Annotated in this window: 19 protein-coding genes and 1 tRNA gene; 13 read left to right on the forward strand and 7 right to left on the reverse strand. The window is 68.9% G+C overall.

All coding sequences use genetic code 11. The annotated features are described in order from the left end of the window. Positions 1-23 precede the first annotated feature (23 nt). Together gdhA and D7252_RS10985 are read right to left on the reverse strand one after the other, a co-directional pair. Positions 24-1,394, reverse strand: a complete 1,371-nt coding sequence (gdhA, locus tag D7252_RS10980; RefSeq protein ID WP_120775424.1) for an NADP-specific glutamate dehydrogenase — start codon at positions 1,392-1,394, stop codon at positions 24-26. 138 nt (positions 1,395-1,532) lie between these two features. Further along, positions 1,533-4,226: a phosphoenolpyruvate carboxylase gene (locus D7252_RS10985; protein WP_120775425.1), complete on the reverse strand. Its 2,694-nt coding sequence runs from the start codon at positions 4,224-4,226 to the stop codon at positions 1,533-1,535. Between the two features lie 83 nt (positions 4,227-4,309). Between D7252_RS10985 and nhaA the strand changes: the two genes are divergently transcribed. From nhaA to D7252_RS11005, 4 genes are all read left to right on the forward strand, one after another. Next, positions 4,310-5,488, forward strand: a complete 1,179-nt coding sequence (gene nhaA, locus D7252_RS10990) for a Na+/H+ antiporter NhaA (protein WP_120775426.1) — start codon at positions 4,310-4,312, stop codon at positions 5,486-5,488. After that, positions 5,485-6,138: a MazG family protein gene (locus tag D7252_RS10995; protein WP_120775427.1), complete on the forward strand. Its 654-nt coding sequence runs from the start codon at positions 5,485-5,487 to the stop codon at positions 6,136-6,138. The genes nhaA and D7252_RS10995 overlap by 4 nt, the downstream gene beginning before the upstream one ends. Before the next feature lie 72 nt (positions 6,139-6,210). Beyond that, positions 6,211-7,491, forward strand: a complete 1,281-nt coding sequence (locus D7252_RS11000) for a HisS family protein (protein WP_215111036.1) — start codon at positions 6,211-6,213, stop codon at positions 7,489-7,491. Positions 7,492-7,515: 24 nt separating this feature from the next. Beyond that, positions 7,516-8,463, forward strand: coding sequence for an SGNH/GDSL hydrolase family protein (locus D7252_RS11005; protein ID WP_251050699.1), 948 nt, complete (start codon positions 7,516-7,518; stop codon positions 8,461-8,463). On the opposite strand, the gene D7252_RS11010 is transcribed toward D7252_RS11005, so the two are convergent. After that, positions 8,432-8,959: a glyoxalase/bleomycin resistance/extradiol dioxygenase family protein gene (locus D7252_RS11010; RefSeq protein ID WP_120776926.1), complete on the reverse strand. Its 528-nt coding sequence runs from the start codon at positions 8,957-8,959 to the stop codon at positions 8,432-8,434. The two genes, D7252_RS11005 and D7252_RS11010, sit on opposite strands and share 32 nt — an antisense overlap. Positions 8,960-9,053: 94 nt before the next feature. On the opposite strand from D7252_RS11010, the gene D7252_RS11015 reads away from it, so the two are divergent. Beyond that, positions 9,054-9,920: a helix-turn-helix domain-containing protein gene (locus D7252_RS11015; RefSeq protein ID WP_120775429.1), complete on the forward strand. Its 867-nt coding sequence runs from the start codon at positions 9,054-9,056 to the stop codon at positions 9,918-9,920. Here D7252_RS11015 and D7252_RS11020 read toward each other — a convergent pair. Then, entirely contained in the window at positions 9,846-11,075 is a 1,230-nt protein-coding gene (locus D7252_RS11020; protein ID WP_259461090.1) for an APC family permease, read from the reverse strand. The two genes, D7252_RS11015 and D7252_RS11020, sit on opposite strands and share 75 nt — an antisense overlap. A gap of 266 nt (positions 11,076-11,341) precedes the next feature. On the opposite strand from D7252_RS11020, the gene D7252_RS11025 reads away from it, so the two are divergent. The 7 genes from D7252_RS11025 to D7252_RS11055 all read left to right on the forward strand — a co-directional run bounded on the left by D7252_RS11025 (position 11,342) and on the right by D7252_RS11055 (position 18,318). After that, positions 11,342-12,199, forward strand: coding sequence for a CPBP family intramembrane glutamic endopeptidase (locus D7252_RS11025; RefSeq protein ID WP_251050701.1), 858 nt, complete (start codon positions 11,342-11,344; stop codon positions 12,197-12,199). A gap of 31 nt (positions 12,200-12,230) precedes the next feature. Next, positions 12,231-12,890 carry an O-methyltransferase gene (locus D7252_RS11030; protein ID WP_120775431.1) on the forward strand — a complete coding sequence of 220 codons (660 nt, stop codon included), beginning with the start codon at positions 12,231-12,233 and terminating at the stop codon, positions 12,888-12,890. Between the two features lie 111 nt (positions 12,891-13,001). Next, positions 13,002-14,282 carry a phosphopyruvate hydratase gene (gene eno / locus D7252_RS11035; protein ID WP_120775432.1) on the forward strand — a complete coding sequence of 427 codons (1,281 nt, stop codon included), beginning with the start codon at positions 13,002-13,004 and terminating at the stop codon, positions 14,280-14,282. Between the two features lie 49 nt (positions 14,283-14,331). Next, positions 14,332-14,850, forward strand: a complete 519-nt coding sequence (locus D7252_RS11040) for a septum formation initiator family protein (RefSeq protein WP_120775433.1) — start codon at positions 14,332-14,334, stop codon at positions 14,848-14,850. A 47-nt stretch (positions 14,851-14,897) separates the two neighbouring features. Continuing rightward, positions 14,898-15,440, forward strand: coding sequence for a DUF501 domain-containing protein (locus D7252_RS11045; RefSeq protein ID WP_120775434.1), 543 nt, complete (start codon positions 14,898-14,900; stop codon positions 15,438-15,440). Beyond that, a complete protein-coding gene (locus D7252_RS11050) occupies positions 15,437-16,756 on the forward strand; it encodes a S8 family serine peptidase (protein WP_120775435.1) in 1,320 nt (439 codons plus the stop codon). Before D7252_RS11045 ends, D7252_RS11050 begins: the two co-directional genes overlap by 4 nt. A gap of 38 nt (positions 16,757-16,794) precedes the next feature. After that, complete coding sequence (locus D7252_RS11055) at positions 16,795-18,318, forward strand: NAD(P)/FAD-dependent oxidoreductase (protein WP_259461091.1); 1,524 nt, start codon at positions 16,795-16,797, stop codon at positions 18,316-18,318. A 51-nt stretch (positions 18,319-18,369) separates the two neighbouring features. Here D7252_RS11055 and D7252_RS11060 read toward each other — a convergent pair whose 3' ends face one another. Next, a complete protein-coding gene (locus D7252_RS11060) occupies positions 18,370-20,010 on the reverse strand; it encodes an MFS transporter (RefSeq protein ID WP_120775437.1) in 1,641 nt (546 codons plus the stop codon). Next, positions 20,007-21,038 carry a glutaminase A gene (gene glsA, locus D7252_RS11065; protein WP_120775438.1) on the reverse strand — a complete coding sequence of 344 codons (1,032 nt, stop codon included), beginning with the start codon at positions 21,036-21,038 and terminating at the stop codon, positions 20,007-20,009. The genes D7252_RS11060 and glsA overlap by 4 nt, the downstream gene beginning before the upstream one ends. A 334-nt stretch (positions 21,039-21,372) precedes the next feature. Here glsA and D7252_RS11070 point away from each other — a divergent pair, with 334 nt between their 5' ends. Further along, positions 21,373-22,260 carry a cation-transporting ATPase gene (locus D7252_RS11070; RefSeq protein WP_120775439.1) on the forward strand — a complete coding sequence of 296 codons (888 nt, stop codon included), beginning with the start codon at positions 21,373-21,375 and terminating at the stop codon, positions 22,258-22,260. A gap of 8 nt (positions 22,261-22,268) precedes the next feature. Here the strand turns inward: D7252_RS11070 and D7252_RS11075 are convergent. After that, positions 22,269-22,341, reverse strand: a tRNA-Leu gene (locus tag D7252_RS11075). Between the last annotated feature and the right edge of the window lie 73 nt (positions 22,342-22,414).

Raw genomic sequence — 22,414 nt, forward strand, 5'->3', positions numbered from 1 at the left:
CCAGCCGCAGGCGCTGCGCTGGTTCAGATGACGCCCTGTGCGAGCATCGCCGCGGCCACACGCTCGAATCCGGCGATGTTCGCCCCCGCGACGTAGTCGCCCGCCACGCCGTGACGCTCTGCGGCGTCGAACGCGGCCGTGTGGATGTCGGCCATGATCTCGCGCAGCTTGTCCTCGCTGTCGCCGAAGCTCCACCGCTGGCGGGAGGCGTTCTGGCTCATCTCCAGCGCGGACGTCGCCACTCCGCCGGCGTTCGCGGCCTTGCCGGGGGCGAACAGCACGCCTGCGCGCTGGAAGGCGTCGACCGCACCGGGCACGCATGGCATGTTCGCGCCTTCGGACACCGCGCGCACACCGTTCGCGATCAATGCGTCGGCATCCGCCTGGCTGACCTCGTTCTGCGTGGCAGAGGGGACGGCGATGTCCACCGGCACCTCCCAGACGCTCCCGCCCTCGATGAAGCGGGCACTCGGGCGACGGTTCGCGTACTCGACGATGCGTCCGCGCTCGGCCTCCTTGATCTGCCGAAGCAGGTCGAGATCGATGCCGGCGTCGTCGACGACGTACCCCGAGGAATCGGATGCCGTCACCGCGGTCGCGCCCAGCTGGGTCGCCTTCTGGATCGCGTAGATCGCGACGTTGCCCGACCCGGAGATCCCGACGCGCTTGCCGGCGAGGGATTCCCCGTGCACGGCGAGCATCTCCTGCGCGAAGAACACGGCGCCGTATCCCGTGGCCTCGGTGCGGACCTCGGCGCCGCCCCACCCCTTGCCCTTGCCGGTGAACATGCCCGACTCATGGCGGTTGGTGACCTTGCGGTATTGGCCGAAGAGGTACCCGATCTCGCGTCCACCGACGCCGATGTCGCCGGCCGGGACATCGGTGTGCTCGCCGAGGTGGCGGTACAGCTCGTTCATGAACGACTGGCAGAAGCGCATCACCTCGGCATCCGAGCGTCCGTGCGGGTCGAAGTCCGAGCCGCCCTTGCCGCCTCCGATGCCCTGCCCGGTGAGCGCATTCTTGAAGATCTGCTCGAACCCGAGGAACTTGATGATGGAGAGGTTCACCGAGGGGTGGAAGCGCAGACCGCCCTTGTACGGTCCGAGAACCGACGAGAACTGGATGCGGTAGCCGCGGTTGACCTGGAGCTTGCCGGCATCGTCCACCCAGGGCACCCGGAACAGGATCTGCCGCTCCGGCTCGACGAGGCGTTCCAGGATGCCGCCCTCGACGTATTCCGGATGCTGCGCCAGCACCGGCGCGATCGATTGCAGCACTTCGTGCACGGCCTGGTGGAACTCCGGCTCATGCGGGCTGCGTGACAGCACCGTTTCGAAGACGGGCTGCACGGCTGCATCGAGCGGATGGAAGTCGGCGGAAGTCGTAGCGGTCACGCGGAGAGGGCTTTCTGATGGGGGCGTTTTCGTAGGCGATCGTGTCGCGTGAGGTGTGACGGGTGTCCGTGCCGGATCGGCGAAGTTTTCACTCTAGCGGCATGAGTCCGACTCGAAAGTTCGGCACGGACGCGGGCGTCACCCGGTGTTCTGCAGTCCGGCCGCGACTCCGCTGACGGAAAGCAGCAGCAGTCGCTGCTGTTCGGCATCGGCACCGGAGCCCGCGGCCTGCTCGCCGGCAGAGCGCAGTGCCCGGAGAGCCCGGAGTTGGAGGAGGGAGAGTGCATCGACGTAGGGGCTGCGCAACTGCACGGCTCGCTGGAGCACGGGCTTGTTCTCGAGCAGTCCTTCGCCACCGGTGAGGCGGATCACCCAGCTTCGGGTGAGCGCGAGTTCGTCGAGCACGAGGGCGGCGAGGTCATCGCGGTCGCCGAGGGCGAGGTACTGGCGTGCGATGCGCTCGTCGGTCTTCGCGAGGCTCATCGCGACGTTGTCGATCATGGTGCGCAGCAGCGGCCATTCGCGGTAGGCCTCCGTGAGGAGTTCCGCGTCGCCGACGGCTTCGAGTGCGGTGCCGAGGCCGAACCAGCCGGCCAGGTTGATCCGCGCCTGCGTCCACGCGAAGACCCAGGGGATGGCCCGGAGATCTTCCAGGGACTCGACCGACAGGCCCCGCCGGGCCGGGCGTGAGCCGAGAGCGAGCAGGCCGATCTCCTCCAGCGGCGTGACCGTGGCGAACCACGGTGCGAAACCGTCGGCCTTGACCAGCGAGAAGAACCGCTCCCGCGACGTCGAGTCCATCGTCGCGGCGACCTCGGCGTACCGGGCTGCCGCAGTGCTGGTGCGCTTCTCCTCGGACGGGGACGAGGCGAGCAGGGTGGCGGCGGCGACCTGATCGATGTGCCGCATGGCGATCGCGGGCTCGCCGTAGCGGGCGAAGATGACCTCACCCTGTTCGGTGAGCTTGAATCGGCCGTCGACCGAGTGCGGCGGCTGCGCGAGGATCGCGGAGTTCGCGGGTCCTCCACCGCGGCCGAGTGCCCCGCCACGACCGTGGAACAGGGTCAGTTCGATGCCGGACTCCTTCGCCCAGCGCGCGATCTTCTCCTGCGCGGCGTACAAGGCGAGGTTCGCCGCGACCGGACCGACGTCCTTCGACGAGTCCGAGTAGCCGAGCATCACCTCGAGCCGGTTGTCGGTGGCGGCCATGCGCTCACGGAACTCGGGGAACGTGACGGCCTCGGCGAGGATGGCGGGTGCCGCCTGCAGGTCGGCGAAGGTCTCGAACAGCGGGACCACGTCGAGCACCGGTGCGTCGTCGCCGAGAGCGTACCGGGCGAGGCGATGCACGGCGGCGAGATCGGATGCCGCCTGGGTGAAGGACACCACGTACCGCCCGGCAGCGCAGAGTCCGCGGTCGCGCTGGATGTCCGCGATCACGCGGAAGACTTCGAGCACTTCCTCCGTCTGCGCGCTGACCGTCTCTCCGGCCTCGAGCTCGGCCAGAGCCTTCGAGTGCACCTGAGAATGCTGGCGCACCTCGAGCTCGGTCAGGTGGAAGCCGTAGGTCTCGACCTGCCAGATCAGGTGCTGCACGCCGCCGAAGGCGTGACGGTTCGCCCCCGCCGCGGCCAGCGAGGACTGGACGGTGCGCAGATCCGCGAGCAGTTCCTCGGGCTGCGCGTAGGCGTCCGCGCTGTCGCCGTTGCGGGTAGCGGCGACGCGATGCGCGAGCACGAGCAGCACCCGTCGGTGGGGTTCGTCGGGGGAGCGCGTGGCGAGCTCGCCGGAGACGTCGGGCTGGGCTGCGGCGAAACGCTCCCAGAGCGCAGTGACCTCGGCGCTCGGCGGTGTGTCGTCGGCGGACAGCGTGAGGGTGCGGCCGATTCGTTCGAGCGCCCTTTCCAGGCCCCGGAGCACATGGTCGGCCGCGATCTGCGACGCCTCACGGGTCACGGAAGCTGTGACGAACGGATTGCCGTCGCGGTCGCCGCCCACCCAGGAACCGATGCGGACGAAGGCCGGGACGATGGGTGCGCTGGAGCCGGAGGCGTCGCCGCGCAGCGCGTCGTCGATGCGTCGGTACACATGCGGCACGGTGGTGAAGAGGGTCTCGTCGAAGACACCCATCACCGTGCGGACCTCGTCGGTCGGCGACGGCTTCTGGGAGCGCAGCGGCGCGGTGCGCCACAGCGTATCGATCTCCTCCAGCATTCGGCGGCGTGCGCGGTGCTGCTCGGCGCCGCCCTCGCTCGCCGCATCGTGCTGGGTGAGGAGCTCGGACAGACGGCGGATGCTGGATGACACCGCGCGTCGGCGGGCCTCGGTCGGGTGCGCGGTGAACACCGGATGGAAGCGGAGCCCGCCCAGACGGCGCCGGGCCTCGTCATCGCCGACCTCTGTCCGCAGTCGCGCGTAAGCGGTCGCCACGGTGTCGGCGGCATCCTCACGTCCCGGCTGTCCGGCGCGCTCGCGCAGCACCCGCACGCGCTGGTGTTCTTCGGCGAGGTTCACCAGGTGGAAGTAGCACGTGAAGGCGCGAGCCACCTCGTCGGCGCGGGCGACGGTGAACGATTCGGCGATGGCCGCGGCGCGGTCGAACGCGCTCGAGGTCTCTTCGTCGTAGGCCTGGATCGTCGCCAGGCGCAGACGCTCGACGTCTTCGAACAGGTCGTCGCCGCCTGCCTCGCGCAGCACCTGGCCGAGCAGCGCACCCAGCATCCGGACGTCTGAGCGCATCGCATCCGGAATGCCGCGGCCGGCTTCGAAACGGCCGATCACGCGGATGGCCTCGGTGTTCGTGGGCTCGGAGAAGGTGTGTTCGGGGGTCACACGTCGAGCGTAGCCCGGGCGATCGGGGTGTCCCGTACGCATGACGCGGTCGGACGAGGAACCCCACGATCTACGATGGTGGGGTGCGCATCTCAGCGAACCCCCTCCGCGGCCAGCAGTTCCCCGCCGTCCTCCTCCTCGTCGCAGCAGGACTCGGTCTCCTCCTGGCCAATCTGCCCACCCATGACGCGCTGGACGCGGTTCTCGACTTCCACATCGCCGTGCCGTGGACGAGTCTCGACCTGTCGGTCGCGCACTGGGTGTCGGACGGGCTCCTCGCCATCTTCTTCCTGGTCGTGGCCATCGAATTGCGGCACGAGCTGACCCACGGGGAGCTCGACTCCCCGAGCAAGGCGCTCCAGCCCGCCATCGCCGCCGCCGGCGGAGTGCTCGTGCCGATCGCGGTGTATCTGCTGATCGCAGGCAACGGCGACACGGCGACCGGGTGGCCGATCCCCACCGCCACCGACATCGCCTTCGCTCTCGGCGTCCTCGCGATGTTCGGGCGCGGACTGCCCTCGAACGTGCGCGTCTTCCTGCTGGCGCTCGCCATCCTCGATGACATCATCGGCATCATCTTCATCGCCGTGCTCTTCGCGCACGACGTGCAGTGGCTGCAGGTCGGCCTCGCGGTCGTCGGCGTCGCGGTGTTCTGGTTGCTCAGCCGCCTGCTGCATGAGCACGGGCATCTGGTCATCGCCGTCGCCATGGTCGTGGTGGCCATCGTCACCTGGGGCCTCGTCGCCGCATCCGGTATCCACGCGACGATCGCCGGTGTGCTGCTCGGACTGGTGATGTCGCCGGTGCCGGCCGGCCGGGCACGTCATGTGCTCGAGCCCACGGTGAACGGCGTGATCCTTCCGGTGTTCGCCTTCGTCGCCGCCTTCGTCGTGATCCCCGCCGTCTCGTTGACGCAGCTGTCGCCGGCGTTCTGGGCGATCGTCGTCGCGCTTCCCGTGGGCAAGATCATCGGCATCTCGTTGTTCGGCTGGCTCGCCATGCGCATCCGTCCGAAGGGAGCAGCGCCGGCTCTGCCGTTTGCGGACATCCTCGCGGCCGGAGCGCTGGGAGGCATCGGATTCACGGTGTCGCTGCTGCTGGCGAACCTGGCCTTCGGCTCCCACGACGAGATCCGCGACCAGGCGATCCTCGGCGTCCTGGTGGGTTCGCTGATCGCTCTGGTCCTCTCCGGCATCATCGTGTCGCTGCGCGCGCGTTGGTACCGTCGACTCGAATCGGTGTCCCCGCCCGTGTCCGCATGAGCGCCGAGGACGATCCACTCCGCCTGGCCGCCGAGACCATGCGCGCGGTGCGCGAGCGATGCGTATGGTCGCAGCGCATCACCCACCGTGACCTCGTCCCGTATCTGATCGAGGAGTCGCACGAGGTGATCGACGCGGTCGAGAACGGCACGCGTGCCGACCTGCGTGAGGAGCTGGGTGACCTGCTCTGGCAGGTTCTGTTCCATTCGGCGATCGCGGCGCAGGACCCGGATGATCCCTTCGACGTCGACGACGTGGCGCGCACGCTGACGGAGAAGATGGTCAGGCGGCATCCGCACGTCTTCGCCGACGAGGTGGCGACGACACCCGAAGAGGTGCTGGTGCACTGGAACGCGGCGAAAGCGGCGGAGAAGCGCACCCGGCGAAGCGTCCTCGACGGGGTTCCGCGGGGAATGCCCGCACTCTCGCTCGCGCAGAAGCTGACGAGTCGTGCCGCCGCCGTGGGCGTCGACGTGCCGAACGTCGGGGGTGCTGATGCGCCCGTGCCTGCATCCGAGGCCGAGCTGGGCGAGGCGCTTCTCGGTCTGGTGGCCACGGCGCGCAGCCGGGGCTGGGACGCCGAACGTGCGCTGCGCGAACAACTCCGGATGCTCGAGAACAACGTGCGGGACGCCGAAGCGGGATCCTGACCGAACCGGGCGCGGTCGCAGCGACGGACCTGGAAAGATGGAGCCGTGCCTACTGTGAACCCGCCGCGCGGCATGCGCGACATCCTCCCCGCCGACAAGGCCCGTCGTGAGCGCGTGCTCTCTGTCATCCGCGAGCGCTACCTCGCCCACGGGTTCGACGAAATCGAGACGCCGGTGGTCGAGGAGTACGACCGCTTGCACGCGGGGATCGGCGGCGACAACGAGAAGCTGTCGTACAACGTGCTGCGCCGAGGGCTGGACGCCGATGCGATCCGGGCTGCCGCGGACGACCCCTCCGCTCTGTCGGATCTCGGGCTCCGCTACGACCTGACGGTTCCGCTCGCCCGCTTCTATGCCAGCAACCGCGCGCAGCTGCCGGGAGTCTTCCGTGCGATCCAGATCGGCCCGGTGTGGCGCGCCGAGCGCCCGCAGAAGGGCCGCTACCGCCAGTTCGTGCAGTGCGACATCGACATCATGGGCGACGAGTCCGCGAGAGCCGAAGCGGAACTGATGGTCGCATCACTCGACGCGGTCGACGCCCTGGGGCTCGAAGGGGCCACGGTGCGCATCAACGACAGGCGCGTTCTGGACTGGATGCTCGACAGCTTCGGGTTCACCGCCGAGGAGCGCCCCGGTGTGCTCATCACCATCGACAAGCTCGACAAGGTCGGGCCGGAGGGTGTGGCCGCCGAGCTCCGGGAACGGGCCACGGGGCAGACATCCGGCGGCGCTGTCGACGCGTTCGAAGCCTTCCTCCGGCGCCCGCAGACCAGGGAGTACCACCCGTTCGGTGACCGTCAGATCCGCAGGGCGCTTCCCGATGGAGCGCCCGACGAGGTCGTCGCGCATCTGGTCGGGATCGGGGAAGCCGTGGCGGCAGGCCGTGGGCTGACCGGAGCCGACCACGAGCAGTCGGACATCCCGCTCGTGTTCGATCCGTTCCTCGTGCGCGGGATGGGCTACTACACCGGCACGATCTTCGAGCTCGCGCATCCGTCCGTTCCGTATGCGCTCGGCGGTGGCGGACGCTACGACGGAATGATCGGTCGCTTCCTCGGGCAGCAGGTTCCGGCGGTCGGCTTCTCGCTCGGATTCGAGCGCCTCGTCGACCTCGTGGCGGCGGCGCCGGATGCCGAGGCGACAGCGGTCGTCCTCATCCATGACGCCGATGTCCCCGTCGTCGAACTCGTCGCCCACAAGGCCGCCCTGATCGCCGACGGTGCGCGCGTCCGACTCGAGCGCCGCACCAAGAACCTCAAGGCCCTGCTGGAGCGCTCCGCCGGAGACGGCTACAACGCGTTCGCGACGGTCTCGGCGGGCGCGGAGAAGCTCGAGGTCAAGCCGCTTTCCTGACGGGTCGCGCTCGACGCGGCACACATGTCGGGAGTTCGGACGGATGTCGGGTCGAAACGGGCGTTCACGGCCGACATCCGTGACAAGTCCCGACAAGTGTGCGCGGCGGCGGCCGGTGCCGTATCCGTTCACGCCGCGTTCACGGCGATCGGATCGAATCGAGTGGTGCGCCGCATCCGTCTCCTGCCCCTCGTCGGACTCACCGTGGCGACCGCTGTCCTCGGAATCCGGCTGGTGCTCACCCGTCAGGCGGCACTCGCACGGCGACGCATCGGAAAGCCGTTGGGGGAGGACTCCCTGGATGCCGATCGCATCTGGCGCCCCGGCTTGGACGGCGAACCCATCGACCTGCTCCTCCTGGGGGACTCGATCGCGGCCGGGCTCGGCGCCGAGCGGCGCAAGGACACGCTCGGCGGCCGTCTCGCCAAGGGCGTCGCGCGGCGGATGCGGCGACCTGTGCGTCTGCACACCGCGGCGGTCGTCGGCTCAGAGTCGCCGGATCTGCCGGCGCAACTCGCCGCGCTCCCAGCGACGTACCGACCACAGGTCGCGGTGATCATCGTCGGCGGCAACGACGTCACGCACCGGCTGCCGGTGTCGCTTTCGGCACAGCATCTGAACGAGACGATCCGGCGACTGCGCGGGCTCGGTGCCGAGGTCGTCGTCGGCACCTGCCCCGACCTGGGGGCGCTCCGACCGGTTCCGCAGCCGCTCCGCCGCATCGCGTCGAGCATGTCGCGTCGCCTCGCCGACATCCAGGCGGAGACGGCGCGACACGAGGGTGCCCGGCCCGTGGATCTTCGTCGCGCGGTGGGGCCGATGTTCTTCGATGAGCCGGAGGCGATGTTCAGCCTGGACCGCTTCCATCCGAGCGCACTGGGCTATCGACGTACGGCCGATGCACTGCTGCCGACCGTGTGCGAGGCGATGGAGGCTGCGCTCAGCTCACCGCGTCCGTCTGTGCCGAACTGAACGACTCGGCCCATTCGGCCACTCGCCGGCCGCTCTCCTCGTCGGAGATGTCCTCGACGCGGGTCATCACCGACCAGCGGACGCCGAACGGGTCACGGATGCTTGCGAAGCGATCACCCGACACGAACAGTGCCGGAGCTTCACGAACCGTCGCTCCCGCGGCCACGGCTCGTGCCACCACCGCGTCGACGTCGGGCACGTACAGGCCCATCGAGTAGCAGTCGTCGTCGCCCTCCGGGCCGGGGACGAGGTGGTAGTCCGGACTCGGCTCCCCGAGCTGGAGGTGGCCGAGTCCGAAGTCGAGGTCGGCGTGGGCGACGGCGCCACCGAATTCGGTGACGTCGACGACGATCGCACCGAAGACGTCTCGATAGAACTCGATCGCCCGCTTCGCGTCGGGAACCGCCAGGAAGGGAGTGAGGGAGGTCGCGCTGTTCGGACGGCCGTCGGTCGTGTAGGTGCCGGTTGTGCCTGTGGAAGGTGTCTCGTCGGTCATGCCCTCACGGTAGGCGGCACGGGATGCTGCGGGCTTGAAGATCCGCGACAACAGCCCCTCGCCCGGCGTCGCGGGTCGCCCGTACGCTGAGCGCATGGAGAATCGCACGCGCGGGATCCTGTACCCCGCTCGGCTGCCGCAGCTTCACCGGCTGGTGGCGCCCGCCGATGTCGCCGAGCTGGTGCGCTGGTTCTGGATACCCGAGTGGGACGTCGAGCCCGGTCGATCGTCCCGGCAGGAGATCATCGCCTACCCGGCGCTCAACCTCGTCGTCACCGCGCATGAGGTGACGCTGTCGGGAGCGACGACGCGCATGTCGCATCGGGATCTGCGCGGGCGCGGGTGGGCGGTCGGCGCCCTGCTGCGACCGGCGGCGGTGCCTGCCTTCGTCGAGGAACCGGCGGCCCTGGTCGATTCGCAGACTCCTGTGGACGCACCGGCCCTGCGCGAAGCCGTCTCGACCGCCATGGGCTCCGGGGAAGGCCACCGGGACCGCGCCGTGCTGGCCGTCTCGCGTTGGCTGCGTGACCGGGTCGGGCGTCCGAGCGACACGGCGCGCCAGGCGAACGGGCTGTTCGACGTTCTGATGGGGGAGGGCGCAGCGTCCACCACGGAGGAGGCGGCGACGCGTCTGGCCGTGTCGGTGCGCACTCTGCAGCGGATGACCCACCGACACGTCGGCGTGTCCCCGGCGGCGATGATCCGACGTCGCCGGCTGCAGGAGGCCGCAGAACTCGTGCGCGCGCGATCCGATGCCGACCTCGCGACGATCGCGGCCGCGCTCGGCTACTCCGATCACGCGCACCTCACACGTGACTTCCATGCGGTGCTCGGGATCACGCCGCGCGACTACCGATCGGACGCGGCGGCGGACTCGGCGCCCGGCTCAGGCGCGGGTGACCCGCAGCCGCAGCATCCGGTACGCGACGCCGAGCAGCACGACGACCGTGCCGACGAGTGAGGCGATCACGGGCAGCGCATTCAGCAGCACCAGGCAACCGAGCGCTCCCAGCACCTGCAGCGCCCGAGGGTAGCGTCGGGCGGGCTGCGCCTGGCGGAACGCCGCCGCGTTGGCGATGAGGTAGTACAGCAGCACTCCGAACGAGGAGAAGCCGATCGCGTCACGCAGATCAGCCACGAGCACGATGACGATGACGATGACGCCGACGGCGATCTCGGCGCGCTGGGGCACCTGATGGCGCTCGCCGACCTTGGCGAGGAACGCCGGCAGATCGCGCTCTCTGGCCATGGCGAGCGTCGTGCGGCCGATCCCGGTGAGCAGCGCCAGCAGAGCGCCGAGGGATGCCGCCGCAGCCGTGACCCGCAGCAGCGGCGCGAGCTCCGCCCATCCTGCCGTGACGAGCAGGTCGACGAGGGGTGCGGAGGAATCCGCGACATCCGCACCGAGCACCAGGACGACCGAGAGCCCGACGAGCGCGTAGACGACGACGGCTCCGCCGAGTGCGAAGACGATGGCGCGGGGGATGGTGCGTTCGGGGTCGACGACCTCCTCGCCCATCGTCGCGATGCGGGCGTAGCCGGCGAAGGCGAAGAACAGCAGCCCTGCGCCCTGCAGCACACCGTAGGCCGTGGCGTCCGGGAGGGGGGTGGGCGATGCGTCGGATGCCGAGCCGAGCCCGATGGCGACCGTCATGGCGAGGCCGAGCAGCGAGCAGACCACGAGGACACGGGTGAGCAGCGCCGTCCGTGTCACGCCGAAGCAGTTCACGGTGGCGAGTGCGGCGACGGCCACGACGGCGACGGGAATCTGCCATCCCGCGGGAGCGGCGTAGGCGGCGAACGTCATCGCCATGGCGGCGCAGCTCGCGATCTTGCCGATCACGAAGCTCCACCCGGCGATGAAGCCCCACCACGGCCCGATCTCGGCGCGGGCGTACGCGTATGTTCCTCCCGCGACCGGATGCGCGGCGGCCAGCTGAGCTGACGCGGTGGCATTGCAGTACGCCACGACGGCGGCGATCGCGAGTGCGATCATGATGCCGCTGCCGGCGACGGACATGGCAGGCGCCCACACGGCGAACACGCCCGCTCCGATCATCGACCCCAAGCCGATGGCGACCGCGTCTCGAAGCGTCAGGCGGCGGGCGAGGGGCACGCGTCCATCGTCCCACGTGAGGGTGAACGGTCGGTGACGCGTCAGCTCTTCGGCTGGAGGGTTTGCACAGTCGGGCTCCTTCGAGGAGACTGCCGACTGACGCATTCCGTTCCCTCGGCCGATGTGCGCCGCGTTCCCCGCGTGTTCCTCGTCGTCGAAGCACCGACCATGAAGGAGCAGTCATCATCCATCCATCGAAGGGCGTCGCCTGGGCGCCGGTCATCGTCTTCACCGTCGTCGCCTGTGCACTGGCGTGGCTGGTCGCGTTGCCGCTCTGGTTCGGAGACGGCCTCGCCGAACCGATCGCCGGGGTGATCCTGCCCGTGATGATGCTCACCCCCGCTGTCGCGACGGTCGTGGTGACGTTCGCGATGCGTGTGCCGGCCCGCGGTGAGCGCGCTCGGTTCCTCGGCCTGTGGCCATTGCGTCCGGCCAAGCGGGTGGTCTGGCTCATGGTCGCCGCATGGCTGGTGCCACCGCTGCTCATCTTCTTGAGCATCCTGGTGTCCGCCGCGCTCGGCTTCGTGCAGCTCGACTTCACCTTCGCCGCTTTCGGCGCCGAGATCGCGAAGGCGCTTCCCGACGACGTGCCTGTTCCCCCCGTCGAGGTCATCGTGTTCGCGCAGATCGCCATGATCCCCCTCGCGGCGCTGTTCAACTCGATCGCCGCTTTCGGTGAGGAGATCGGATGGCGCGGGTGGCTGCTGCCCGCGCTTCGTCCTCTCGGCACCTGGCCGGCGCTGCTGATCAGCGGCGCGATCTGGGGCTTCTGGCACAGCCCTGTCATCCTCCTCGGCTGCAACTTCGGCCGTACCGACGTCACGGGCGTGCTGCTGATGATGGGCGGATGCATCGCCTGGGGCATCCTCCTGGGCTGGCTGCGTCTGCGCTCCGCCTCGGTGTGGCCGGCTGTGATCGCGCACGGGTCGCTCAACGCGGCAGGCGGGCTCGTCGTGATCTTCGCTGCGGCCAAGCCCGATCTCGCACTCGCGGGGCCGCTCGGCGTCGGTGGCTGGATCGTCATCGCCGCAGTGACCTTGGTGCTGGTGCTGACGGGGCAGTTCCGGAAGCAGCCCGAACTCGCCGATTCGCCGGGACGACTCCTCTCACCTCCGCGCTCTTGACGGGGGATCGGCGTGCCGGTTGGCTGAGGGGATGGAATCCACCCCCGCGTCGTGGTCGCAGGCCGACGCCTTTCTCGTCGACACTCTGGTCGGAGCAGATCCCACCCTCGAAGCCGCGCTGACCGCGCAGCGCGACGCGGGGATGCCCGAGATCGAGGTGGCCCCAGTGGCGGGCAAGTTCCTCGACCTGCTGGTCCGCATCAGCGGGGCGCGCCGAGTGCTCGAGATCGGCACCCTCGGCGGCTACTCCACCATCTGGATGGCCCGCGCGGTCGGTGCCGACGGGCGCGTCGTGACGATCGAGGCGGAGCCGGGAAACGCCGCCGTCGCCCGCGCCAGCATCGACGCCGCGGGAGTCGGCGACCGCGTCGACATCCGCATCGGGAGGGGCGCGGATGTGCTTCCCACGCTGGTCGGCGGTTTCGACCTGGTCTTCATCGATGCCGACAAGGAATCGAACACGATCTATCTGGACTGGGCAGCGAAGCTGGGACACCCCGGCACGGTGATCGTCCTCGACAACGTCGGACGCGACGGTGAGATCGTGCGCGATGACACGACCGATTCCAAAGTCATCGGCACGCGCGAGGGACTCCGGATGCTGGGGGAGGACCCGCGGTTCGAGGCGACCGCTCTGCAGACCGTCGGCGCGAAGGGCTGGGACGGCTTCGCGCTCGCGCTCGTGGTGTGAGAGGTGTGCGGTGCGTCCTCCGGTCCCTGAGGAATGCCTGCGCGCGGGGCTAGACTGAGCGCGGACCGACGACGCTCCACCCAACTTTTTCTCTGAGCAAGGAGCACATCAGTGGCACTGATCGAGGCTGTAGGCGCACGCGAGATTCTCGACTCGCGAGGAAACCCGACCGTCGAGGTGGAGGTGCTCCTCGACGACGGCATCGTCCAGCGGGCGGCCGTCCCCTCCGGTGCATCCACCGGTGCGTTCGAGGCGTACGAACTGCGCGACGGAGACAAGAGCCGGTATGGCGGCAAGGGCGTGCTGAAGGCCGTCGAAGCCATCATCGACGAGCTCGGACCTGCCATCGAAGGCGTCGAGGCGAGCGAGCAGCGCATCGTCGACGAGATCCTCATCGAGGTCGACGGCACAGAGAACAAGAAGCGCGTGGGCGCCAACGCCATCCTCGGCGTCAGCCTCGCCGTCTCCAAGGCGGCAGCCGACTCGGCCGACCTTCCCCTGTTCCGCTACCTCGGCGGGCCGAACGCGCACCTGCTGCCCGTTCCGCTGTTCAACGTCATCAACGGTGGCGAGCACGCCGACAACGGCATCGACATGCAGGAGTTCTTCCTCGCTCCCATCGGCGCCGAGACCTACTCCGAGGCACTGCGCTGGGGCGTCGAGACCTACCACGTGCTGCGCGCGGAGCTGAAGGCAGCGGGCTACGCGACCGGACTGGGAGACGAGGGCGGTTTCGCTCCCGACCTGCCCAGCAACCGCGAGGGGCTCGACTTCCTCGTCAAGGCGATCGAGAAGGCCGGCTTCACCCCCGGTACCGACATCGCCCTGGGGCTCGACGTCGCCGCGACCGAGTTCTTCAAGGATGGCGTCTACCGTCTCGACAACAAGGACTGGGACGCCGCCGCGCTGACGGAGTACTACGTCGGTCTCGTGAACGACTTCCCGATCGTGACGATCGAAGACGCGCTGGCGGAAGACGACTGGGACAACTGGAAGCACCTCACGGATGCGCTCGGCACCAAGGTGCAGCTCGTGGGCGACGACCTGTTCGTCACCAACCCGGCGCGTCTCGCCGACGGCATCAAGCGCGGCGTCGCGAACTCGCTGCTGGTCAAGGTCAACCAGATCGGCACGCTCACCGAGACGTTCGACGCGGTGAGCCTCGCGCAGCGCTCCGGCTACACGGCGATGCTCTCGCACCGTTCGGGCGAGACCGAAGACACCACGATCGCCGACCTCGTCGTGGCGACCAACTCGGGTCAGATCAAGGCGGGTGCGCCTGCTCGCAGCGAGCGCGTCGCGAAGTACAATCAGCTTCTGCGCATCGAGGAAGAACTGGGCGACGCCGCGGTGTTCGCCGGCCGTTCGGCCTTCCCGCGCTACCAGGGCTGATCAGCTGAAAGCACGAAGACACCGCTGAGCGGGAGACGAAGGAGGAGCCGTGGTACGACGACCGGCTCCTCCTTCGGCGTCTCCGGCACCAGCGGCGTCCTCGACGCAGGCTCCCCGGAGACGGCGTGGTACACCCCGCGTCGATGTGCGGGACTGGGCCTCCGGCATCCGCCTCTCCGCGTTCTCGGTCATCATGCTGTCTCTGGTGGTCCTCGGGGCATGGGTTCTCGTGCCGACGCTGGGAACGTTCATCGATCAGCGGCAGAAGATCGCCGCTCTCGAGCAGTCCGTCCAGGTGAGCGAAGACGAGATCGACGCGCTCATCACCGAGCGCGAACGCTGGAGTGACCCCGCTTACATCACGACGCAGGCCCGCGAGCGTCTGTACTACGTGAAACCCGGCGAGGTGGTCTACCTGATCGACAACGACCTGGATCCGGCTGCCCTCCCGCGCGAGCAGGAACCGGTGAGCGACACGCTCGAGGAGAAACCGGCCGATTGGATGCCGCAGCTGCTGCGCACGCTCGTCTCGACCGGGCTGAGCGAGACAGCGACCGTCGGCCGCTGAAGCGACGTTCCGAGCATCCTCCCTGGCGCCTCCCCTACGCTGGATGGGTGACCACTCCGCCGTTCCCCGCCCCCACGCCCGCTGAGCTCGCCGTCGTATCGGCCCAGCTCGGTCGCCCCGCGCGAGGCGTGGTCGGCATCGCCGCTCGATGCGAGTGCGGCAACCCGACGGTCGTGGCCACGACTCCTCGTCTTCCCGACGGCACGCCGTTTCCCACGTTCTACTATCTGACGCATCCGGCTGCGACCGCGGCGATGTCGACACTCGAGGCGACGCAGGTCATGCCGGAACTCGCCGCGCTGCTGCACGATGACGAGTCCGTGGCCGCCGCGTACCTCGCCGCCCACCAGGCGTACCTCGCCGATCGCAGCGGGTTCGGAGACGTCTCGGAGATCGACGGTATCTCCGCGGGCGGCATGCCCACGCGGGTCAAATGCCTGCACGCCCTCGCCGGGCACGCGCTGGCCGCGGGTCCGGGTGTCAACCCGATCGGCGATGCCGCTCTCGAGCGTTCGGCGTGGAAGCCGTCCGTCTGCCGGTGCGACGACCCCGGCGCCGCGGTCCGCACCGAGGCGTCAGCCTCGGCATGACCAGGAACCGGACGCTGCGCAGCCTCACCGCCATCGCGATGGTGGTGGCGTCCGTCCTGCTGCTGGGAGCCACCGCGACGCCCGAGCCGACGCCTCCGGCCAACCCCCTGCCGATCCCCGACGATCCCACCGACCCCGTCCGGGCTTCCGAATACTGGCTCGACGGCGCCGGCATCCGCAAAGCATGGCAGACCACCCGCGGGAAGGGTGTCACCATCGCCGTCATCGACACCGGCATCGCCAAGGTCCCGCAGGCGTTCGGCGACGCGGTCGTCGGTGGCACCGACGTCTCCGGCTCGGGCACGCCCGACGGGCGCACGCCCCTCGGAGCGATCGACGGCAATCACGGTTCCTGGGTGGCGTCGCTCGCCGCCGGCCGTGGCGCTCCCGACGGCACCGGCATGATCGGCGTGGCGCCGGAAGCCGACCTGCTGTCGATCTCCGTGGGATTCGGTGCCGCCGCTTCCGTGCCGTTCACCGAGCAGGTCGCGAAGGGCATGCGCTGGGCCGTCGACAACGGTGCCGACGTGATCAACCTGTCGTTCACGACGAACACGCTCGACTGGGACGAGAGTTGGGATGACGCATTCCTCTATGCGTTCGAGAACGATGTCGTCGTCGTGGTCGCCGCGGGCAACCGGGGAAGCGGAACGAACATCATCGGCGCTCCGGCGACGATCCCGGGGGTGCTCACGGTGGGTGGTGTCGACCAGACCGGCACCGCCAGCCTCGAGGCATCAACGCAGGGGATCACGATCGGCATCTCGGCCCCCAGTGAGGGGCTGCTGGGCGTCTCCGCCGACGGCAAGATCGCGCGTTGGGGTGGGACCAGTGGTGCGGCACCCATCGTCGCCGGCGTCGCCGCGCTGATCCGATCGGCCCACCCTGAGCTCAAGGCGATCGATGTGATCAACCGCATCATCAAGACCGCGATCCCCGTCCAGGATGCCGTGAAGCCGCAGGATCCGCTGTACGGATACGGACTGGTGGATGCCGAGGCAGCGATCGCCGCCGACATCGCACCGGTCGACAAGAACCCGATGGGCGACCTCGCCGAGTGGATCCATTTCTTCCGCCGCGCGGAGAGCGAACCTCAGCCTGAACCGACGATCACTCCGGTCGCGGTTCCGCCCCTTCCCGTCGCGGACGCGCCGACCGAGGCGGGGTCACCGCTCCTTCCCAGCGCCGAGTCATTGCGTTACGGTACCCTGCCGCTCATCGCGCTCACAGTCCCTGGTATCCTTGTAGCGCTCGGCGTCACCGCAGCTGCCCGGCGCATCCGATCGGCGCGCGTTCCTCGTACGCCACGTCCCTGACTCCAAGGAGTTGTTCCCCTGTGCCTCAGAACAGCACTGTGCCCAAGATTCTGATCGTCGGCGGAGGCTACGCGGGCTTCTACTCGGCGTGGAAGCTCGAGAAGCACCTTCGCAAGGGTGAGGCCGAGGTGACCATGGTCGACCCGCTGCCGTACATGACGTACCAGCCGTTCCTCCCCGAGGTCGCCGCCGGTTCGATCGAGGCACGTCACTCCGTCGTCGCTCACCGCCGCCACCTCAAGCGCACGAACGTCGTCACCGCCAAGGTGACCGGCATCAACCACGCGCAGAAGGTCGCCACGATCACCCCGCCGGTGGGCGAGCCGTACGAGTTCTCCTACGACCAGATCGTCGTGACCGCCGGCGCGGTCTCGCGCACCTTCCCGATCCCCGGCATCGCCGACAACGCGATCGGGCTCAAGACGATCGAAGAGGCCGTGGCGATCCGCGACCGCCTCATGTCCAACTTCGACAAGGCAGCATCCCTGCCCGCCGGTCCCGCCCGCGACCGACTGCTGTCGGTGGTCGTCGTCGGTGGTGGCTTCGCCGGTATCGAGGTGTTCGCCGAGCTGCGCTCGCTGGCTTCGTCCCTGGTGTCGAAGTACCCGCAGCTGCGCTTCGAAGACACGCATTTCCACCTCATCGAGGCCATGGGTCGCATCATGCCCGAGGTTTCGCTGCAGACCAGCGAATGGGTTCTCAAGGATCTCGCCAAGCGCGGCGCCAACGTGCACCTCGACACGCAGCTGACCAGCGCGGTCGGCGGCAATGTCGAGCTCTCGACCGGTGAGGTCATCCCGACCGATCTCATCGTGTGGACCGCCGGAGTCATGGCCAACCCGACCGTCGTGCGCGGTGGCGACCTTCCGATCGAAGAGCGTGGCCGCATCCAGACCCGCGCCGACCTGCGGGTGGGCACACCGGAAGCCTTCGTCGAGGGCGCCTGGGCAGCCGGCGACGTTTCTGCCGTCCCTGACCTCTCCGGTGGCGGAGTCGGTGGTTTCTGCGTGCCGAACGCCCAGCATGCCGTGCGTCAGGCGAAGCTGCTCGCGAAGAACATCGTGGCCGTTCTCCGCGGGGAGGACCCGAAGGAGTACTTCCACAAGAACCTCGGTGCGGTCGCCGGTCTCGGCCTGTACAACGGTGTCTTCCAGTCGGGCAAGATCGCGCTGAAGGGCTTCGTCGCCTGGGTCGCTCACCGCGGCTACCACGGCCTCGCGATGCCGACGTGGGAGCGCAAGTTCCGTGTGGTCTGGGGCTGGTGGAACAACCTGTGGCTCGGTCGCGACCTCGTGAACCTCGAGACGGTCCAGAACCCGCGGTACGTCTTCGAGGAGTTCGCCGCGCGTCCGCGTCCGGCCGCTCCGGCCGCTCCGGCAGTGCCGGCATCACCGTCTGCCGATGCCGCGACGACGAAGACCGCCGAGAAGGTCGACAAGGCCTCTGCGGAGAAGGTCGAAGCCGCCGCCGAGGCCCCCGCCGCCGAGGCGCCTACCACCAAGGCGCCTGCGAAGAAGGCTGCCGCGAAGAAGCCGGTCGCCGAGAAGGCCGCCACCAAGTAGCCAGCACAGCCGAAGATCTGAGACAGCCCTCCCGCTTGCGGGAGGGCTGTCTCACTCTCGGGACTCGGTGCTCGTTCCCGTCGCGACCGATTCGGGGATCTCCTCGGGCCGATACCTCGGCAGCCGACTGGCGGGCAGGACGGCCAGCAAGCTGACCCCGGCCAGCACCAGCAAGCCGGTGCGCAGGGCGCTGAGCCGGGCGGTCTCGTTGAGGGCCACCGCCGCGTCGATCTGCTCGGGAGTCGCGTCGGTCTCGGCCAGCACCTCTTCGAGGCGATCGTTGCTCACGAAGTTCGTGTTGTCGAGGTCCACCTGCGCGGTGAGGGATGGCGGAAGATCGACATCGTCCGCGAGGGCGCTCATCACGTTGACGGTGAGGATCCCCACGAGAAGCGCGCCCGCCACCGCCGTTCCGACGGCCGAGGCCAGATTCTGCGTCGTGCCGCGGACGGAGCCGACGTCACCGGCGAGCTCCTTCGGCGACGCGGTGACGAGGACGTTGAAGACCAGGGTGACCAACGCGCCCTGGCCGATGCCGAACACGACCAGGCCGAGGATGGTGGGCAGTGTCTCCCAATTGTTCGTCACGACGAAGGACAGCCAGACGAGCGCGATCGTGGTGAGTCCGAACGAGAACATGCCGATCGTGCGCGGCGCGAACGTCTTATAGAACCGCACGACCAGGGTGGCGGTGACGAACACGGTGAGGTTGAACGGCAGCATCGCCAGGGAGGTGTCGAACGGCGTACGTCCCTGCACGATCTGGATGTAGAGCGGCACGGTGAAGTTCAGGGCGGCTTCCATGAAGACGACGATGAACATGGCATACACCGCGGCCCGTTCGCGGGACGACCCGAACACGGACAGGCTCACCAACGGAGTCCTGTTCGCTTTGATGCGGCGGCGCGTCCACAGGAAGAAGAGCTGCACGAAGACGAGGCCGACCACGATCAAGAGCGGCGCGGGAGAGAGGCCGCCGATGTCGAACGGAGCGCCGGGTCCCGCCTGCAGCAGGCCCCAGGAGTTGAGGTTGTTGACGCCGAATGTCAAAGACACGATTCCGACGCCGATCAGGACGGCCGCGACGACGTCGATCTTGATGTCGGGGTTGCCTCGGTCGGACCGCAGCCGGAAGCTGAGGACGAACACTGCGATCGCGAGGATCAGCACCACGACGAACACCTGCCGCCAGCCGACCAGGGTGGCGAGAGTGCCCCCGATCAGGAAAGCGCTGACACCGGCGAGAGCGCGGGCGGAACCGAGGGAACCGATGGCGGTCGCCTGCTGTGCGCCCCGATAGTTCTCGGCGATGAGAGCGACCAGAGACGGCACGATGATGGCCGCGGATGCGCCGGCCAGGCCCTGGGCAGCGATGACCCATCCGACAGTGGGCGCGAAGATCATCATGACGGCAGAGAGGCCGAACAGCCCGACGACGACGCGGAACACGATGATCCAGCCGATTCGCTGGCCGATCTTCGCGCCGACCATGACGAGCGCGGCGACGACGAGCCCGTAGGTGACGATCGCCGTGCTCACGTCGGTGGGCGGGACGCCGAAGTCGTCGACCATCCCGCCGAGGGTTACCGGAAGGGCCGAGACATTGTAGGACATCAGGATCTGTGCGAGGAACAGTCCGATCATCGGAACCCAGGAGGCGCGGGCCTCGGGTGCGGTCGCGACGGAGGTCATCGTTTCTCCTCTGTGAGGGATTCCGGTCGTGCGGCTGAATAGTGGGAATCGGATGCGTACACGTTGAGGCCGAGCGTCCTGGACAGGTGGGCGGTGGCGATCTGGCTCCGGATGCTGTTGCCGGCGGAGTCCAGGCGCGGCGCGTACGCTCCGATGCCGAGCTTCCCGGGCGCTACGGTCGCGAGGCCCCCGGAGACACCGGACTTGGCGGGCAGGCCGATCTCGAAGAGCCACTCGCCCGAGCGCTCGTACAGCCCGTTCGCGGCCAGGACCGCGAGGGTGTCGCGGGCGACTTCGGCAGAGACGACGCGCGTCCCGGTGAGGGGGTTCACGCCACCGTCGCCCAGGGTCGCGGCCATGACGGCCAGATCACGCGCGTCGACGGAGACGGCGCACTGGCGCGTGTAGACGTCGACGATCTCGACCGGGTCGTGCGTGATGCGCCCGTAGCTCTCGAGGAGCCGCGCGATGGCCTGGTTGCGCTGATTGGTCGCCGATTCCGACTCATAGACGACCTCGTCGATCTCGAGCGGGCGCCCGGCGAAGGCGGACATCCCGTCCAGCACCGCCGTCCATTTCTGGACCGCCGTACTCCCCGGCATGAGCGCCGTCGTGGCCAGAGCCCCGGCGTTCACCATGGGGTTCATCGGATGACCGTCGTTGAGTTCGATCGCGACGACCGAGTTGAAGGGGAGCCCGGTGTTGTTGACCCCCACGACCTCGAGCACCTTCTCGTGACCGAACTCCTCGCAGACCAGGGCGTAGACGAATGCCTTCGAGATGGACTGGATGGAGAAGCGGACGCGGGTGTCGCCGATTTCGTGAAGACCTCCGTCGACGTCGGCGATGCAGAGCCCGAATGCCTCAGGATCAGCCTCCGCGAGAATCGGGATGTAATCGGCGACGGCGCCCTCGTGATGACCCGAAGCATGAGCGAAGGCGGTGGCGAGGAGATCGTCGATGGTCGTCGGCGCCGGCACAGCTCCGGTACCCGCAGTCTGCCGGACACCGGCAACATCGAGATCCATGGGCGTCCCCGTTCACTTGCGCGCCGACGCGGCACACCTGCAATGTAATGGATCGGCGACGACGAGTCACGGAGTCGACGCGGCTTTTTCGAACGCTTTGCGACCCCGGGCGGTGGCATGGAGGCCGCACATAGGTCCGGCCGATAACGTCGGGGGCGCAAGGGGAGTACTCCCGTCTGCGGCGGTGTCGTCACTACGGACATGAAGTCATGTCCCGGCCCGTCGGCCCGCAAGGGCGGAGGAGACCTGGCACCCGCTTCGCGGGCTGCCTCGACCCCTGCCGTCGTCTGACGTCGTGGATCCGGTGGCTCGCACCGCCCACGAAAGGGACACCATGAGCAAGCTCTCCCGTCTGATCGGCATGGCCTCAGAGGCACTTGAGAAGAACTCCGGTTCGGGGCGCGGCTCATCCTCGAACGACTCCGGTTCCACGGACTGGACCGGGATGCTGCGTGGAGCCGTCGACGCCGTGCGCGGCCCGGCCGATCAGACGCCGCGAGAGACCGGCGGGCGTCCGTCCGCGTCACCTGCGGGGTCGCCCGCGGATCCCTATGCGCCGCCGCCCGCTCCCGGCGCCGTCGCCGGATCTCCTTCGCGCCCCGGTGCGCGTCCTGGGGGCGCAGGCAGTGACGCCGATCGCGCGGCCATCGCGCGGTACGACTACCTTCTCCAGACCGCCGACCCGCACCGGATCGAACAGATTCACCGCGACGCCTTCGCCCGCCTGACACCGCAGCAGCGGTCTCTGGTCGAAGAGCGGATGCGCGCGGAGTTCTCCCCGGGAGAGCGCCCCCGTTCGTCCTCGCCGGACGATCTCGCCCGGGCGGCAGGGCGCGCCGAGGCTCTGCGTCCTGGAAAGATGCGCGGGCTCCTGTCTCGGGTACGCGGTGCAGGCGTGGGTGGCGGTGCCGCGGTCGTCGCCGGTGGCGCGGCGGTCGGCGTCCTCGGCGCGGTTGCCGGTGGGGCGGTGCTCAGCACAGTGGCCGCTCCGCTTCTCGAGCAGGCGGCAGGTCTCGGTGTCGACTTCTCCGCGCTGGCCGAAGGTATCGACATCGAGGCCCTCGCATCCGGCGTCGATGTCGATGCGCTCGCCGGTGGGGCGGAGGGCATCGTGGGCTCGGTCGGTGAATCCGTCTCCGGACTCGGCGAGACGGCGACAGGCTGGGGAGACCGACTCGGCGACCTCGGCATCCCGGGCATCGGCGATATCTTCGGTCGCTGAGGGAGAGGTGCCCCCGCTGGGACTCGAACCCAGACTGAAGCGATTTTAAGTCGCCTGCCTCTGCCATTGGGCTACGGGGGCCATCCGTCAGCCTAGCCGGGCGTCTGCGGGGCTGACGGGAGCGGGGTGCGGAAACGCGCCACGTCGTAGGGTG

Source organism: Microbacterium sp. CGR2, from assembly GCF_003626735.1.
Lineage (GTDB): Bacteria > Actinomycetota > Actinomycetes > Actinomycetales > Microbacteriaceae > Microbacterium.